The following is a 14,850-nucleotide window of genomic DNA, read 5'->3' on the forward strand; positions in this document are numbered from 1 at the left end:
TAAGATAAGATATCCCTTCGTAAGAGTAAGACCTCTCATAGACTATGAGTTTGATAGGCTCAAAGTGTAAGCGTGGTGACACGTTCAGCTTGCGAGTACTAATCGGTCGAGGGCTTTTCCTTTTTACTTCATTCAGAGTTTTCGCCTCGCATTACGCTTTATTCCTTGAAAACTTCATTTATATTTAGTCGGTGCTTATGGCAATGAGGTCACACCCGTTCCCATTCCGAACACGGAAGTTAAGCTCATTCACGTTGACGATACTTGGCTGGTGACGGCCCGGGAAACTAAATCAGTGCCGACACAGTTAGCTCCATTAGATTTCTAATGGAGCTTTTTTACTTATTCAATATAATTCATATATACGGAGCGTGATATGTATTATGAGAAAGTGTATTCAGAAAAAGCAATTTTTTCCATTTTTTTTCATTGCGCTTTTTGGCATCCTAACTTCTCTATCTGTTTTCATGTACGGCGATGATTATTTATGGTATTATTCGACAGAAGATCCGCAGTTAAGTTCATGGGCTGCTCCAAACGGCAGATTTGTCTCAAATCAGATAACTGTATGGCTGTGCCGCAGTATTTCTTTCAGAACTATTTTTATTGCATTTTTTTATTGTTTTATGCTCATTTTTCTTTCTAATCTTTTTGATTTCAGAAATATCACTAAGAGCAGTAAGTATTACCTTACGTTGTTACTTTTCATATTTATTCCATCTAAAACCTATGCAGAGACAGTTTTGTGGATCAGTGGATTTGCTAATTATATTTTTCCCATGGTCATAGTTTTCGCTTATCTGCTTTTTATGTTTAGTTGTCTTTTCAAAGACAAAGAACCACCATTGTGGATTGCTATGTTCCTTCTTCCAGCATCACTGGTCAGCGGTCTGTGTGTAGAGCATATTACTATTTATAATGTATTTATTTCTGTTGTTATGATTATTCTTATTATAAAGCTTAAACGAAAGGGCGTTCTTCATGCGTTTATGTTTTTTTCCGGAGCAATTATTTCCTGCATTGTGATGTTTGCAAACAGGGCATATTCAAATATAGCTTCAAAGGGGGACAGTGTTGGTAACCGCACCTTCAAGATTGGACTTTCAAATATATTCGAGAACGCTTATTCCTTCGTTGTTTCACATTATACCAAAGATTTCTGGATCATTCCTATAATTATCACAGTTTCTTTTTCTTTGCTTTATGTTAAAAAAGAGTTCAGTGATAAGAAACCGAAGTATCTCATGTTATGTCTTGCTATTTGCTGGCTTTACTCTATATATTCGATATATACAGTCTGCATCTGCAATTTCAGGATTTTCTCTCCTGCCAAGAGAATTGTTGCGCTTGAGGCGGCATTTTCCTTTGTATATGTTGTTTCTCTGGCTTATCTTATAAGTGTGTTTTTCGATAAAAACGGTATGATCAGAGCGTATATATATTTGGTGAGCACATTTCTGCTCACAGCGCCTTTTGTTTTTATAAGTCCGGCTACTGCACGCTGCTTCCTTGCAAATGAGTTATTCTGGATACTTCTCTGCGGCGAGACTGTCACCTCAGCTTTCAGGACTATAAATGTCAGATACCGTAAAAAGTTCAGTCCGTTTGCTTTTATTGCTTCATTTGCCGGAGCATTTCTCATTCTTTTCATTTGCTTTTCCAACAAGTATGTAAATACTATTCGTTATAAATACATAAAGGAACAATTGGCGGAAGAGAAAAACAAAAAGATTGAGCTTATCATGCTTCCCTATACAGAGTATTCTCATGAGGATCTCGAGGAGGGACTTTTCTCGCCGGGTATCGGCGTCGGCGAGTTCGGATATAATAAATATATTCTCAGATATCATGACATTGACTATAATGGGGAAAAGGAATATGTGGAATTAGAGATCGATCCGTATGATTATTTTATAAAAAAAGCTGAATAAACTGGAACAGCGGTTCTGACGAACCGCTGTTTTTTATGGTGAACTGTGGTAGATTATGGGGCGCAGCTGGATACCATTCAGCGCAGCTTCGATGGCATTAGGCAGCATTGAAAACTCAGCCACCAGGGAAGCGGGCTTGTTCACCCAGTCGTCCTGAACCATAGGTACGAAGAAGTAGTTTTTTCTGTTGAAAAGCTCACCGAGGTTTCGGGCTGAGCCCATAAGTGAGTCATTAGAGGCGATAGCCAGCACCACCGGCTTTCCGCTGCGGAGGTGAGACTTCACTGCCATAGTCACGGCTGTATCTGTGATGGACGCGGTCAGCTTGGCTGCGGTGTTTGAGGTACAGGGGGCGACCACCATAATGTCCGTCAGCCCCTTTGGACCTATGGGTTCTGCCTCTGCTATGTCGGTTATCACGGCTCTCCCTGCTATTGAGCGGAGCTTTGCAAGGTTTTCTTCGGCAGTTCCGAACCTTGTGGAGACAGACGCGGCGTGCTCAGACATTATCGGAATGAGCTCAGCGCCGTATTCCCTGAGAATTTCCGCCTGCTCGAAGCTTCGTCTGAAGGTGCAGAACGAGGCGGTCACAGCGTATCCTATGCGAAGTCTCTTGAATACATCACTCACAAGCACCGCTCCTTTCCGCCAGGATAGAGGAAACTGTCTCGGCGACTATCTCTCCCGCAGTAATGGGAGCTGTCTTGCCGGGGAGCCCAAGAGCCCACACTGTTTTCAGCCCCAGCTCTGCGGCAGCGTCCATGTCGATACCGCCGGGCTTCGAGGCAAGGTCTATAAAAAGAGTTTTCCTGTCAAAGCGGCTCAGCACATCCCTGTCAAATATGAGCTTCGGGACTGTATTGAAAACCAGTCCATAGTTTCCGCCCATTCGCCTTGTGGGTACAGAGCGTATTCCGTGGAGTCTCGCCTTTGCGGCTCCCCGGGGATCATAGACAGCGGCTGTGACCTCGGCACCGAAGCCTCTGAGTATCCCTGCAAGAGCAGTACCTATCCTGCCAAGCCCTGCGATAAGGACGGGGAGACCGCTGAGAGTTACGGGGAGCTCCTCCAGTGCCAGTTGAATTGCTCCCTCTGCGGTGGGGACTGCGTTTCTCAGGCTCAGCTCCTCACGGAGAAGATAGTCACATACCTCATGCCGTGGGAATGCAGCTTTCAGTCTTGCGTCCACCTTTCCTGCCAGTACTATCCCATCGGGGGCAAGCAGCTTTTCTACTGTCTTCGCCCTGACTGTTCCGCTGAAACAGGGGGCGGAGATATTTCCCATGTCATCAAGGGCAGGAACGGGCAGCACTGCACAGCGGCAGCAGCCTTCACAGTCGGTATCGGGGGCAGGCAGAGACAGCTCCTCCGGAATATAATCATCGTCAAAGCCCAGAATGCCCACACTGTATTCATCGGCAAGGCGGGCTGCACAGTAAAGCTGTCTTGTGTCGCCGCCTGCAATAAGTATATCAGGTCTTGTCATAAATTACTCCAATCTGCCCATAGGGCATAAAGTGATTATCTCTAATCAGATTATTATATGAATCGGCGGCGTATATTGTCAAAGGCGGCGGACTGTTTTCCTCAGTAAACTATACTTGCATATTTCTTCATGTAATGGTATAATTATTTTATATCGAATACAGGAGGTAACCAATGAATATAAACGATAATGTCCACGGTTTTACCGTTACACGAACAGCTCCCGCCCCCGACTGCGGCTCGGAGCTCATAGAGATGACACATAATAAGACAGGAGCAAGACTGGTCTGGCTGAAAAACAGCGGCGAGAACAAGCTCTTCTCCGTAGCCTTCAAGACTCCTCCCACGGACGATACGGGTATCTTCCATATACTGGAGCACTCCGTTCTGGGCGGCTCTGAGAAATACCCAGTAAAGGAGCCCTTCCTTGAGCTTATGAAGGGCACTATGAACACCTTCCTCAACGCCATGACCTACCCCGACAAGACCGTTTTCCCTGTTTCCAGCCGAAACGATACTGACTTTATGAATCTTACAAGGGTATATCTTGACGCAGTGTTCGCCCCTGCCATATACTATAATCCAAATATCTTCTATCAGGAGGGCTGGCACATCGAGATGCGCAGCAGCTCCGACACACCCGTATACAAGGGTGTAGTATTCAATGAGATGAAGGGAGCCATGTCCTCGGTCTACAGCCGAATGGAGTCGGATATGATGAAGGTACTCTATCCCGACAGCTGCTACAGATTTGAGTCCGGCGGACTTCCCGAGTCTATTCCCGACCTGTCCTACGAGCAGTTCATACAGGGACACAGGACCTACTATCACCCCTCCAACGCTTACATATACCTTGATGGTCCCGTGGACATAGACGCTGTTCTGGAGCTCATAGACAGTGAGTATCTCAGCCGCTTTGACAAGCGTGAGGTTGAGAACGACATACCCGTTCAGGCTCCTGTTGCCCCCACTGTTGTCAGGAATTACTACGAAATATCTCCCGACGAGGAGGAGACCAGCCACACCTACTATCTTATCGGCAAGGTGCTGGGCAGCTGGCAGGACCGCGAGAGGATAACTGCCGCTTCCGTTCTGGGAGAAGCTCTCACAGGCTCCAATGACGCTCCTCTGAAGCGCGCCCTCCTGGACACAGGGCTGTGCCTTGACGTATCCCTTGAGGTAAGCGACGGTATAATGCAGCCCTTTGGCTGTATCGCCATAAACAACACCGACGAGGAGAACTGCGGCAAGCTGAAAGAGACTCTCCGCAGCGCAGTGTCCGAGCTCTGTGAAAAGGGCATAGGCAGCGAGCTCCTCACCGCAGCCATAAACCGTCTGGAATTCCGCTACCGTGCAGGCGGCGAGCCCAGAGGACTCACAAGAAATATAAACGCCCTGTCCGCATGGCTCTACGGCGGCGACCCCTTGCTCTATCTTGAGATGGGCGAGGTATTCGACAGCCTGAGAGCAAAGACCGGAAACGGCTATTTTGAGGAGCTCCTGAAGCAGTGGCTCCTTGATGATGAGGGGACTGCCCAGCTGTACCTCCTGCCCTCACGCACCTACGGCGACGAGCAGAAGGCTGATGAGGCAAAGCGTCTTGCAGCTATCGTGGACGGTCTTGCCTGCGAGGAAAAGGACGTTATCGTGGAGCAGAACCGTAAGCTTGACGAGTGGCAGCAGTCCGTGGACACAGCAGAGCAGCTTGCCACCATGCCTCACCTTGCTATTTCAGAGGTGGGAGAGGAGCCCCTCAGCTTCGACACCGAGGTCACCGACATGAATGGCATCACCGTGCTCCGCCATCCCTCATCGGACGAGGGCATAGCGGCTGTCAGCCTTTACTTCTCGCTGGCGGACTGCACAGAGGAGGAGCTTTCTGCCGCAGCGGCAATGTCAGAGCTCCTCGGAGAGCTCCCCACCGCAGACAGCTCCGCAGCAGAGCTCCAGCGCAGGATAACAGGCCTCCTTGGCAGCATAAACTACAACGTGGACGTCTTCTCAAAGCAGGGCGTTACGGATAAATGCAGCCCCTATTTCTCGGTGACAGCACGTTTCCTCGACAAGAACACCCATGAGGCACTTGCTCTCATCGCAGAGATACTCACAAAGACCTCTTTCGACGACAAGGACACCGTTAAGGAGCTCCTTCTCCAGACCGATGAGAACTACAAGCAGAGCATCATCGCCAACGGTCACACCTACTCCATGACAAGGGTAAGGGCGAGCCTGTCGGCGGAGTCTGCGGTGACTGAGCTGGTATCGGGCTATGAGGGCTACAAGCGCATACACGAGGCAGTAAAGGCTCCTGAGAAGCTTATAGCAGCTATCAAAGCTCTGAGCAGCCGTATCATATGCAGAGCCCGTGTTACCGCTTCAGTGACGGGAGAGATCTCACCTGAGGCACTTATCATGGCACTTCCACAGGGAGCAGCTCCCTCTGCGAAGGAAATGAGCTACAGCCTTGATATTCCCGCAAAGCAGGGCGTAGTCATTCCCGCGGGAGTTTCCTACTCCGCAATGGCATTCCCCGATAATTCCGCAGATACAGCGGTAAGGAAGGTGCTTTTCCGCGCACTTTCTCTGGAATACCTCTGGAACGAGGTCAGAGTCAAGGGCGGAGCCTACGGCACAGGCGCATTCATGACCGTGTCGGGAGAGCAGTCCTTCTACTCCTACCGTGATCCTTCGCCTGCGGCAACTCTTGATATATGCGCAAAGGCAGCGGATTTCACCGAGCAGTACTGCGCAGGGGACCCCGATATTACCCAGTATATCATCAGCTCCGTGGCAAAGGAGGAGCCTTTAATGTCCGATGGCAACAAGAGCCGCAAGGCAGACGGACTGTGGTTCAGAGGCATAACCGACGAGGACAGAGCTGCCGAGAAGAAGCGTATGCTCAAGGTCACAGCCGAGCAGCTCCGCGAGGCAGCGCAGAAGCTGAGAACAACAGGCAATATCTGCGTAATGGGAACAGAGTCCGCAATGGAGGGTCTGGATCTTGTAAAGGATACTCTTGCATGATAACTGAATAAAAGGAGAGCCCCGAAGTGAACTTTTTAAGTTGCTTCGGGGCTGTTTATTGTCTGCACTGCAAAAAAAGGCTGCCGCAGAAGCGGCAGCAGAGGTGAGGTTTTTTATGCAACGCGAGTGAGAACGTTGCTGTTCTTATCGTCGGTGATGGTGAGTGTGTCTCCGTCAACCTTGAATTCTGCGGTCATTTCATCGGAATTCTCGTCCGCAGAGGGGTTGATGAGGGGGGAGCAGCCCGAAATAACAAGGTCGCTGCCCTTGGTCTCGTATGTAAACAGGTCGTTGAAAACCACAAAGCTCTTGTCGTCCTTGAGTTCAACGGTTATATCTGCCTTGCCGCTGTCTGAGGGATAGGCATTTGAAAGGCTGTCGTAGAGACTTCCGCCTGTGAGGTCATATTTGCCGTTGTAGCCGCTTCCGCCGCTTTCAAGTCTCTTCATTACGATGACGTCGCTGTTGTTGAGACTTACAGTGACAACGTCATTTTCCTCGCTGATGTACTCCTTGTCTATGGCATAGCCGTAGAGTATCATGCTGTCCTCAGTGAAGCTGAACACGGGAGTGGTCTCCTCGTAGATAGAGCCCTTGCCCTTGTCGCTGAATATGAGTCCAACGCTCTCGATGTCTTCGCTGGGGCTGTCGCTGAGCGCCCATTTGCCTGTAATATCCGCAGTTTTTTCCTTTTTCTTGCCGCCCGATGACTTGCCGCATGAAGCCAGTGCCAGCAGTGCCATGGAGCAGGCTATAACAGATGTAATAAACTTTTTCATAACAATATCCTCCCAAAAGAATCGGACAACTCTGTCCGTATATACAGTATACGCAGGAAAAGTGAGTTTTCCGAGGTATTACCGAAAATTTTTCAGCAGATATTATTATATCACGTCACGAAGGATAATGCAAGTGGCAAGGAATGGCTTGACACAGCCCTGTGGAAGTGTTAGAATAATCTCGTAAAACACAGAAGGAGGTCTTTTTATGAGGATACTCAGGGCAGCAGCGGCTGCGGCGGTGCTTTTATGGACCCTGCCCGGGGCGGTATACGCTGACACTGCAATTGATATGGACTACAACAGCGACGGCGCAGTTGATATATTTGACATGGTATCTGCAAGGAGGAGCGGTGCAAACGGGGAGGAGCTCCACCGCCTAAGCGGCTTTCTCCTCGGCAACGGAGCAGGTACACCTGTACAGGAGGGCTACCGCCTTGTGTGGAGCGACGAATTCGACGGCAGCAGTCTTGACATGGACAAGTGGTCATATGAGCTTGGCAACTGGAAGCTGGACGACAGCGGTAACTATATCACAAACGGCTGGGGCAACAACGAGCAGGAGTTCTACACTGACAGGAACACCGCAGTGAAGGACGGAGTCCTCACCATATCCGCCCGCAAGGAGAGCTGGACCGACGAGAAGCAGGGCAGCTATGACTACACCTCCTCAAGGCTGAGCACACAGCACAAGTTCTCGGTCTGCGGCGGCAGGATAGAGGTGAGAGCGCGGTGCGACTCGGGCAAGTCACTGTGGCCTGCCATATGGATGCTCCCCGAGGACAGCGCTTACGGCGGCTGGGCATCGTCGGGCGAGATAGACATTATGGAGGGCTGGGGCAGCACTCCCGAAAGAGTCTGTGGGACCGTCCATTTCGGAGGAGCATGGCCTGCCAACAAGTACCTGACAGGGGAGTACAGCTTCCCCGAGGGCGACGGCACAGAAAACTGGCATACCTACAGCATAGAGTGGGAACGCGGTGAGATCCGCTGGTATGTGGACGACAGCCTTTACAGCACCCAGACCGACTGGTATTCCGAGGGCTTCAGCTATCCTGCGCCCTTTGACCAGAATTTCTACATTATACTCAACCTTGCGGTGGGCGGACATTTTGACGGTATCGACGGCATATACGCTGACCCTGCCACCTTCGCAAGTGGAGACAAGAACTTTGACATCGACTATGTGAGAGTTTACGAGAATACCGCCTCTGACTTCCGTCCTACGGAGATGACTTCACTGGCTCTGGACAACTACATCGAGGGCGCAGAGGCTTCCGTGGTGAACAAGGAGGGCTGCACGGTCATAGATGTAAAGAATGCAGGCTCTCTTGAATACGCGGTAATGGGACTTCTACGCGGCAGAGAGGTGAAGGCGGGACAGAGTTACACTCTCAGCTTTGACGCAGTCTCCACAGCGGAGAGAACGATGGTAGTGACAGCGGAGGACAGCTCCTACACCCGTTACCTTGACGAGAAGGTGACGATTTCTCCCGAGAAGAAGCATTACAGCTTTGATGTTACCTTCCCGGGGGATATGTCAGCGGATATAAAGTTCCAGCTTGGAAACATTGACGGAGCCTCCGCCATAGGTGCCCATGAGGTTACCCTTTCCGACATAAGCTGGAGCTGATGAAAGCTTCTGAACTAAATCATAATTTATCATAATGTAGGGGACGGCGTCCTCGACGTCCCGTTGGGAGTGTAATATATCTCGCGGGACGCCGAGGGCGGCGTCCCCTACATTAGCTAACGGCTAAGGGCTAACGGCTCAAATCATAATTTAGCTTCGCTAAATTATGATTTATCTAATATTCCGCGCTTCTGAAATAAAAAAGCCATAGTACTTCTGACCTTGTATCAGAAATACTATGGCTTGATTTTTTATATCAGTAATATCAGTCGATAGGATATACCCAGTTGAATGTATCCTCGACCTTGCCCCACTGGATACCTGTCATTGTATCGTAGAGCATCTGAGAGATCTTGCCGATCTTGTTGCCGTTGATCTCCATAACCTTGTCGCCCCACTTGAGGTGACCAACAGGAGAGATAACAGCAGCTGTACCTGTACCGAATACCTCGTCAAGCTTGCCTGCATCGTAAGCGTCAGCGATCTCCTGGATGTCGATACGTCTTTCCTCGACCTCAAGACCCTTGGACTTGCAGACCTCGATAGCGGACTTTCTTGTGATACCGGGGAGGATAGAGCCCTGGAGCATAGGTGTAACTACCTTGCCGTCGATAACGAAGAAGATGTTCATAGCGCCGACTTCCTCGATGTACTTCTGCTCAACGCCGTCCAGCCAGAGAACCTGTGAGTAGTTCTGCTTGTGAGCCTCGTCCTGTCCGATAAGAGAAGCAGCGTAGTTTCCGCCTGTCTTAGCGAAGCCCATACCGCCTCTTACAGCGCGGACATACTTGCTCTCAACGTAGATGTTAACAGGGTTGAGGCCTGTCTCGTAGTAAGCTCCCGAAGGAGAAAGGATTATGATAAAGAGGTAGTGCTCGCCGGGCTTAACGCCGAGGAAGGGGTCAACAGCGATGATGAAGGGTCTGATATAGAGTGACTCGCCGTCCTTTGAGGGAACCCAGTCCTTCTCGATCTTAACGAGCTCTGTGAGGCACTGCATACCAAGCTCAACAGGGAGCTCAGGGATAACAAGTCTTTCGTTGGACTTGTTCAGTCTCTTGAAGTTCTCCTCGGGGCGGAAGAGCTGTACCTTGCCGTCAGCAGTTCTGTAAGCCTTGAGTCCCTCAAAGACCTCCTGACCGTAGTGGAAGCACATAGCGGCAGGTGAGAGATCGATATTGCCGTAGGGCATGATCTCGGGATCGTGCCAGCCCTGACCCTCGTCATAGGGCATTACCAGCATATAGTCTGTGAAGATGTGACCGAAGCCGAGCTTGTCGCCGGGCTGGGGCTTAGCCTTGAGAGTTTCTGCTTTTGTGAATTTGATTTCCATATTATTCAACCTTCTTCTTTAAATAATTACCTGTTAATCTGTTACCGAGAAGTAATTCTTCTCGTAAATGCGCTTGCAGACAAAGACTGTGACCACAGCGGCTGTGACAGCCAGGACTGAGGTAGAGAGCGAAGCTGCAAGAATGATCTTACCTTTTTTACTCATAGAATCTACTCCTTCCGTCAGATCAAGAGAAATCTTTCAATAAATAATTATACCATACAATTGAATTATTTTCCATAGGGGAGAGCTAAAAATTATGCACAAATTCGCCTGTTGAAATCCGTGCGTATTTTTACTCGTCGAAGGTCCTTACGCGGAGCTTTGCCCCAAGCTTTTCGGCTACTTTTTTGGAAGCCTCGATCTGCTCTGGAGGGATAACGTCCACGACGGACATGATGACCTCAGCCCTGCCTGCCTTTACGCAGTCCTTGGTGAACTTCTGGAGCCCCTCGAAGGCGTTCTCGAACTTAGGTCTTGTGACCTTCATATACTCCTCCTCGGTGGGGGCGTTAAGGCTTATGGAGATAACGTCCAGAGCGTAGCACAGCTCCTTGGCGATGCTCCTGCCGTGGATAAGGTCGCCGAGACCGTTGGTGTTGAGCCTGAGTCTGGGGCAGTGCTCTCTGCTGCGGAGATAAGCGGCAGTCTCAAGGAGCACATCGAGGCGCTCGGTGGGCTCGCCGTAGCCGCAGAAGACTACCTCGCGGAATTTTCTCAGATCCCGTTTTCTCAGGTCTGCCATTATCTCGTTCATATCGGGCTCATGCTCAAGCCACAGAGGGTCTGAGCCGTAAGCGCCGTCGGCGTGGTTGCGTATGCAGAAAGTGCAGGCGCAGGGACATTTGTTTGTCAGGTTCAGATATAGGTTATCCCCGACAACATAGGAAATGGTCATAGCTTTTTCCATTATTGCTCACCTTCATTTGAATTATTGTTATCCTTTGCATTGATACACTCGTAGATCCAGCCTGCTATCTTTGCGGCGCTGTTCATATCCAGATTGGAGATAACGGCAGCACCGTCTGTTATAGGAGCCTCGACTGTAGCAATGCTTATAACATACTCGTTGTACCATATGGAAATGACACCGTTGTTTGCAGCGGCTTCCTCGGTCTTCTTGGCGAAGATCTCCTTGCCTTCCTCGTCGAAGAAAATGTCCACAACATAGGTTGAGTTATCGGGCTGATCGGGCATTATCTCCATAGAGCAGTCAACGATGTGGTCGCTGGTGAGGAAGGGCTCTGCGGACTCGTCCTCGCCCATACGCAGGTATATCATCTTCTGGGGGAGGGTCATAGTAGGGATCTCGGGAGCCTCTGTGGTGGTCACGGGAGCGGTGGTAACAGCCGTCTCCTCAGCGTCATTCTTGTCAAAGGGACTGCTGCAGCCTGTGAGCAGCAGAGCAGCTGCCATAGCTGCGAAAGCTTTCTTCTTCATCTCATATACCTCCTGTTTTTTGATACATGGTATCAGTAATTTATCTCTTTAACGCTTACCTCGTAAGGAAGCGGTGCAGAATCTATCTTCTTTGCCAGCTCAGCGGCGGCGGTAGTATCAAAGTCGCCCGATATTATGCAATTGCCGTTGATTATTGCCGAGCTTACCACGGGAGCCGACAGCAGTTCGCCGTCGAACCATATAGAAACGGGAGTATCCGTGCCTGCAAGCTGACCGGTCACACTGCCGAACACATCTGTTCCGTGATCGTTGAACTGTATAGAAACATAATCCCTCATACTTCCGTCAGTCTCAGCCATTATGACATTTTCAGCCTTTTCCACATCATCATTTGTGAGTATCAGCTCGTCGTCCGCCTTTTCCCCCTTGCGGAACTCCAGCAGGCGCTTCTCGCATACCCTCTCCGAAAAGACCTCTATATTTTCCCTGAGAGCGTTCTCCTTCTCGAAGGTCATGGTGATGGTATTAGCGTCATAGTCCTCGCTGAACTCCTGACCTATATCGGGTATCTCATTTTCTGTGCGCAGTTTCAGCACTTCTGTAATGATGTCCAGATCGTTTTTGCTGATGTCGCCCTCAGCCTGAAATACGATACTGCCTGTATCCTTTCTTTTGGTTTCAGACTTCTTCTCCGCGGGCTCCTCGCTCCTGGTGCAGGAAGCAGCATTTGCCAGCACTATGCAGGCAGCTGCCGCCATAAGCTTTATTTTTTTCATAGTTGTATTTCCTCTGTTATTCTATATAGATACGGGGAACTCTCTTGGAAATGCCGCAGACCACCTCATAGCCGATGGTGCCGTATATCTGAGCAAGGTCATCGGCAGTAATGCGGTCGCCGCCGTCGGTGCCGATGAGGGTGACTATATCTCCCGACTTGGCCTCGGGAACGTCGGAAACGTCCATCATGAGCTGGTCCATGCAGACTCTGCCAACTATCCTGCATCTTTTGCCGTGGACCAGTATCTCTCCCTTTGAGCTGAGGAGACGCGAATAGCCGTCGGCATAGCCGATAGTCACCGTAGCGATACGCATTTCGCGGTCAGCCACGAATGTACGTCCGTAGCTTATGCAGTCTCCCGGCTTGACGGTCTTGACGTGGGAGATGACAGCCTTCAGCTCCATAAGGGGCTCAAGACCCTCGGGTATCTCCAGGCTCACATCGGGGTGGAGACCGTAGAGAATGATTCCTGCCCTTGACAGGGTGCTGCGTGAGCTGTTGCGGTAGCAGGTAGCGGCACTGTTCATGAAGTGGAGATGGCGGAGCTTTATGCCCCTGCCTGCCAGAACATCGTAGGTGTCGGTGATGAACTTCTCCTGCCTGTCGGTGTAGGCGATATTGTCGGGATCGTCGCTGTCTGCAACGGCGAAATGGGTATAAATGCCCTCAACTAAGAGCTTATCTATCTTCATCATCTCGGCGATCTCGTCAGCGCACTCCTCGGGAGTATCGTGCTTGAGACCTATCCTTCCCATGCCCGTGTCTATCTTGATATGACAGCGGATAGGAGAGGGAGTATTCTTCACAAGCTCCTGAGCGTACTCGGTGGAGACCACGCCCTGGATAATATTGTACATAGCGATCTCGTGGGCGTACTCGGGGGGAGTATAGCCCAGAATGAGTATCTCCGCGTCGGGAGCGAACTTCCTTACAGCAATAGCCTCGTCGAGATTTGACACAGCGAAGTATTTTATCCCGCACTGCTCCGCGAGGCAGCGGACGATATGCTCATCGCCGTGACCATAGGCGTCAGCCTTGACCACCGCCATGATTTCTGTCTTAGGAGAGTTGAGGCTGCGGATAATATCCACATTTTTTCTGAGCTGAGGAAGCGACACTTCAGCCCATGCGCGTTTGAGATACGGCTTCATTCCGTGATCGGTCCTTTCTTCAGGCATCTGCCGGGCATTCTGAGGGGCGCGGCGCTGCCTTTATTTAAAATTTAATTACAAGTCAAAAAACGTCTTGAAATAAGACGTGATGTATGTTATAATTTCAGTGTATGCACACAGCGGCAGTATATTTTCGGGAGAGCGAGGTGTTCCATGCTTTTCTCAATTGATTCGGGAGTCCCCGTGCTTCCGTCCGATGAAATAGTAACAGACAGGGCAGATACGGTCTGCTTTACGGGACATCGTGAAAACAGCGTCCTTCCATACAAGGGTGACCCAATATACAGCAGTATAACTCTGCGCACTGTTCAGCTCATGCTTTTCCGGTACATAGATATGGCTGTTGAGAGCGGCTACAGGAGCTTTATCAGCGGACTTGCCGAGGGTACTGACCTGTGGGCTGCCAAGTATATCCTTGGCAAGAAGCACTCTGACAGCAGCATACGTCTTATCGGTGTGATGCCCTATCTCAGGCACGCTGAGCGGTTCAGTCAGCGCTATAAGGAGCTGCTTTGCGACGTGGAAAGGGGAGCGGATATGCTCCTGACCACCAATACGGACCCTGATGTGGTATACGGCAAGAGCCGCAGCGAGGGGAATACCTCTCCCGACCTTTACAGGGTGAGGAATTACTTCATGGCGGACAATGCCTCGGCGGTGATCTCCTACTTCAACGAAGGCTCATTCAAGTCGGGCACCAGTCAGACGCTGAACTACGCAGTCCGTCAGGGGTTGAAGATACGTCGTTTCGGGCTTGAAGAAGCCTATGGCATCATAGACGAATGCGGCCCCGATATAGAGGGCATACGCCGCAAGCTGGTTTTCATGGAAAACGTGTTTGAGCTGCCGTACTAATTATATCACATTCTTTTTGGTAAATCAACCGTCGCGGAGAGATAAATCATTATCCAAGTTCTCCGCCGCGCTGAAATGGCATTTTTATGCTGATGTTAAAAGTTGAAAAAACGGAGGCTTTTTTCACAGGATTATCACCGAAATACAGCCTTTTTTAACAGCTTCGGGAACACTTTTCACAGTGAACGGCGAAAAGAGGGATCTTGAGAATTTGGCTATATACCGTGATTTGCGGCAACGAACCACGGCGCTATGCGGTAAAACTCATGCTGAACGCCTGTTCTATTTCAACAGACTGTTGAATTGTGTGTTTAAACATTCATCAGCCATTCATTTATGTTGAAAATGTGGAAAACTCTGTTGACAACCGCATTACCGCGGATAAGTTTTTAACCCCCTTGTTTGGAAAAATAATTTTATTCATTCTCGGGCGGATATTTTCGGACAGGCTTTATACAA

13 protein-coding genes and 2 rRNA genes are annotated in these 14,850 nt (G+C 49.9%); 6 read left to right on the forward strand and 9 right to left on the reverse strand.

What is annotated here, in order from left to right:
* The 3 genes from T488_RS0103750 to T488_RS0103760 all read left to right on the forward strand — a co-directional run.
* Positions 1-123, forward strand: a 23S ribosomal RNA gene (locus T488_RS0103750); the annotation flags it as partial.
* A gap of 64 nt (positions 124-187) precedes the next feature.
* Positions 188-304: ribosomal RNA gene (gene rrf / locus T488_RS0103755) — 5S ribosomal RNA — on the forward strand.
* 79 nt (positions 305-383) lie between these two features.
* Complete coding sequence (locus T488_RS0103760; protein WP_155267154.1) at positions 384-1,931, forward strand: DUF6056 family protein; 1,548 nt, start codon at positions 384-386, stop codon at positions 1,929-1,931.
* Positions 1,932-1,964: 33 nt separating this feature from the next.
* Here the strand turns inward: T488_RS0103760 and T488_RS0103765 are convergent, their stop codons facing one another.
* Both T488_RS0103765 and T488_RS0103770 read right to left on the reverse strand, forming a co-directional pair.
* Entirely contained in the window at positions 1,965-2,567 is a 603-nt protein-coding gene (locus tag T488_RS0103765) for a dipicolinate synthase subunit B (RefSeq protein ID WP_431767942.1), read from the reverse strand.
* Positions 2,554-3,417, reverse strand: coding sequence for a dipicolinate synthase subunit DpsA (locus T488_RS0103770; protein ID WP_028519646.1), 864 nt, complete (start codon positions 3,415-3,417; stop codon positions 2,554-2,556). The genes T488_RS0103765 and T488_RS0103770 overlap by 14 nt, the downstream gene beginning before the upstream one ends.
* Positions 3,418-3,590: 173 nt before the next feature.
* Here T488_RS0103770 and T488_RS0103775 point away from each other — a divergent pair, with 173 nt between their 5' ends.
* A complete protein-coding gene (locus T488_RS0103775) occupies positions 3,591-6,440 on the forward strand; it encodes an insulinase family protein (protein WP_028519647.1) in 2,850 nt (949 codons plus the stop codon).
* 113 nt (positions 6,441-6,553) lie between these two features.
* On the opposite strand, the gene T488_RS0103780 is transcribed toward T488_RS0103775, so the two are convergent.
* A complete protein-coding gene (locus T488_RS0103780) occupies positions 6,554-7,219 on the reverse strand; it encodes a hypothetical protein (protein ID WP_028519648.1) in 666 nt (221 codons plus the stop codon).
* A 208-nt stretch (positions 7,220-7,427) separates the two neighbouring features.
* Between T488_RS0103780 and T488_RS18585 the strand changes: the two genes are divergently transcribed.
* On the forward strand, positions 7,428-8,852 hold the full coding sequence (locus T488_RS18585) for a family 16 glycosylhydrolase (protein WP_051536248.1): 1,425 nt from the start codon (positions 7,428-7,430) through the stop codon (positions 8,850-8,852).
* A 265-nt stretch (positions 8,853-9,117) separates the two neighbouring features.
* Here T488_RS18585 and T488_RS0103790 read toward each other — a convergent pair whose 3' ends face one another.
* From T488_RS0103790 to alr, 6 genes are all read right to left on the reverse strand, one after another.
* Positions 9,118-10,185 (reverse strand): branched-chain amino acid aminotransferase, encoded by a 1,068-nt coding sequence (locus T488_RS0103790; RefSeq protein WP_028519649.1) that lies wholly within the window; start codon positions 10,183-10,185, stop codon positions 9,118-9,120.
* Between the two features lie 33 nt (positions 10,186-10,218).
* A complete protein-coding gene (locus T488_RS20235) occupies positions 10,219-10,350 on the reverse strand; it encodes a hypothetical protein (RefSeq protein ID WP_278245059.1) in 132 nt (43 codons plus the stop codon).
* Positions 10,351-10,480: 130 nt separating this feature from the next.
* Positions 10,481-11,095 carry a TIGR04100 family radical SAM protein gene (locus T488_RS0103800; RefSeq protein WP_028519650.1) on the reverse strand — a complete coding sequence of 205 codons (615 nt, stop codon included), beginning with the start codon at positions 11,093-11,095 and terminating at the stop codon, positions 10,481-10,483.
* Positions 11,095-11,625 carry a SecDF P1 head subdomain-containing protein gene (locus T488_RS0103805; protein ID WP_028519651.1) on the reverse strand — a complete coding sequence of 177 codons (531 nt, stop codon included), beginning with the start codon at positions 11,623-11,625 and terminating at the stop codon, positions 11,095-11,097. Before T488_RS0103805 ends, T488_RS0103800 begins: the two co-directional genes overlap by 1 nt.
* Positions 11,626-11,657: 32 nt before the next feature.
* Complete coding sequence (locus tag T488_RS0103810) at positions 11,658-12,362, reverse strand: SecDF P1 head subdomain-containing protein (protein WP_028519652.1); 705 nt, start codon at positions 12,360-12,362, stop codon at positions 11,658-11,660.
* Positions 12,363-12,378: 16 nt separating this feature from the next.
* Positions 12,379-13,542, reverse strand: a complete 1,164-nt coding sequence (alr, locus tag T488_RS0103815) for an alanine racemase (protein ID WP_082320427.1) — start codon at positions 13,540-13,542, stop codon at positions 12,379-12,381.
* A gap of 147 nt (positions 13,543-13,689) precedes the next feature.
* Here alr and T488_RS0103820 point away from each other — a divergent pair, with 147 nt between their 5' ends.
* Positions 13,690-14,391, forward strand: coding sequence for an SLOG family protein (locus tag T488_RS0103820; RefSeq protein WP_028519654.1), 702 nt, complete (start codon positions 13,690-13,692; stop codon positions 14,389-14,391).
* Positions 14,392-14,850 lie beyond the last annotated feature (459 nt).

Origin of the sequence: Ruminococcus flavefaciens ND2009 (assembly GCF_000621785.1) — a bacterium.
Taxonomy (GTDB): Bacteria; Bacillota; Clostridia; order Oscillospirales; family Ruminococcaceae; genus Ruminococcus; species Ruminococcus flavefaciens_C.

What these genes read in the sequence shown, in the direction of transcription:
- T488_RS0103760 (WP_155267154.1), top strand. Translation starts at nt 384, where the DNA reads ATGAGAAAGTGTATTCAGAAAAAGCAATTTTTTCCATTTTTTTTCATT.
- T488_RS0103770 (WP_028519646.1), bottom strand. Translation starts at nt 3,417, where the DNA reads ATGACAAGACCTGATATACTTATTGCAGGCGGCGACACAAGACAGCTT.
- T488_RS0103775 (WP_028519647.1), top strand. Translation starts at nt 3,591, where the DNA reads ATGAATATAAACGATAATGTCCACGGTTTTACCGTTACACGAACAGCT.
- T488_RS0103780 (WP_028519648.1), bottom strand. Translation starts at nt 7,219, where the DNA reads ATGAAAAAGTTTATTACATCTGTTATAGCCTGCTCCATGGCACTGCTG.
- T488_RS18585 (WP_051536248.1), top strand. Translation starts at nt 7,428, where the DNA reads ATGAGGATACTCAGGGCAGCAGCGGCTGCGGCGGTGCTTTTATGGACC.
- T488_RS0103790 (WP_028519649.1), bottom strand. Translation starts at nt 10,185, where the DNA reads ATGGAAATCAAATTCACAAAAGCAGAAACTCTCAAGGCTAAGCCCCAG.
- T488_RS20235 (WP_278245059.1), bottom strand. Translation starts at nt 10,350, where the DNA reads ATGAGTAAAAAAGGTAAGATCATTCTTGCAGCTTCGCTCTCTACCTCA.
- T488_RS0103800 (WP_028519650.1), bottom strand. Translation starts at nt 11,095, where the DNA reads ATGGAAAAAGCTATGACCATTTCCTATGTTGTCGGGGATAACCTATAT.
- T488_RS0103805 (WP_028519651.1), bottom strand. Translation starts at nt 11,625, where the DNA reads ATGAAGAAGAAAGCTTTCGCAGCTATGGCAGCTGCTCTGCTGCTCACA.
- T488_RS0103810 (WP_028519652.1), bottom strand. Translation starts at nt 12,362, where the DNA reads ATGAAAAAAATAAAGCTTATGGCGGCAGCTGCCTGCATAGTGCTGGCA.
- alr (WP_082320427.1), bottom strand. Translation starts at nt 13,542, where the DNA reads ATGCCTGAAGAAAGGACCGATCACGGAATGAAGCCGTATCTCAAACGC.
- T488_RS0103820 (WP_028519654.1), top strand. Translation starts at nt 13,690, where the DNA reads ATGCTTTTCTCAATTGATTCGGGAGTCCCCGTGCTTCCGTCCGATGAA.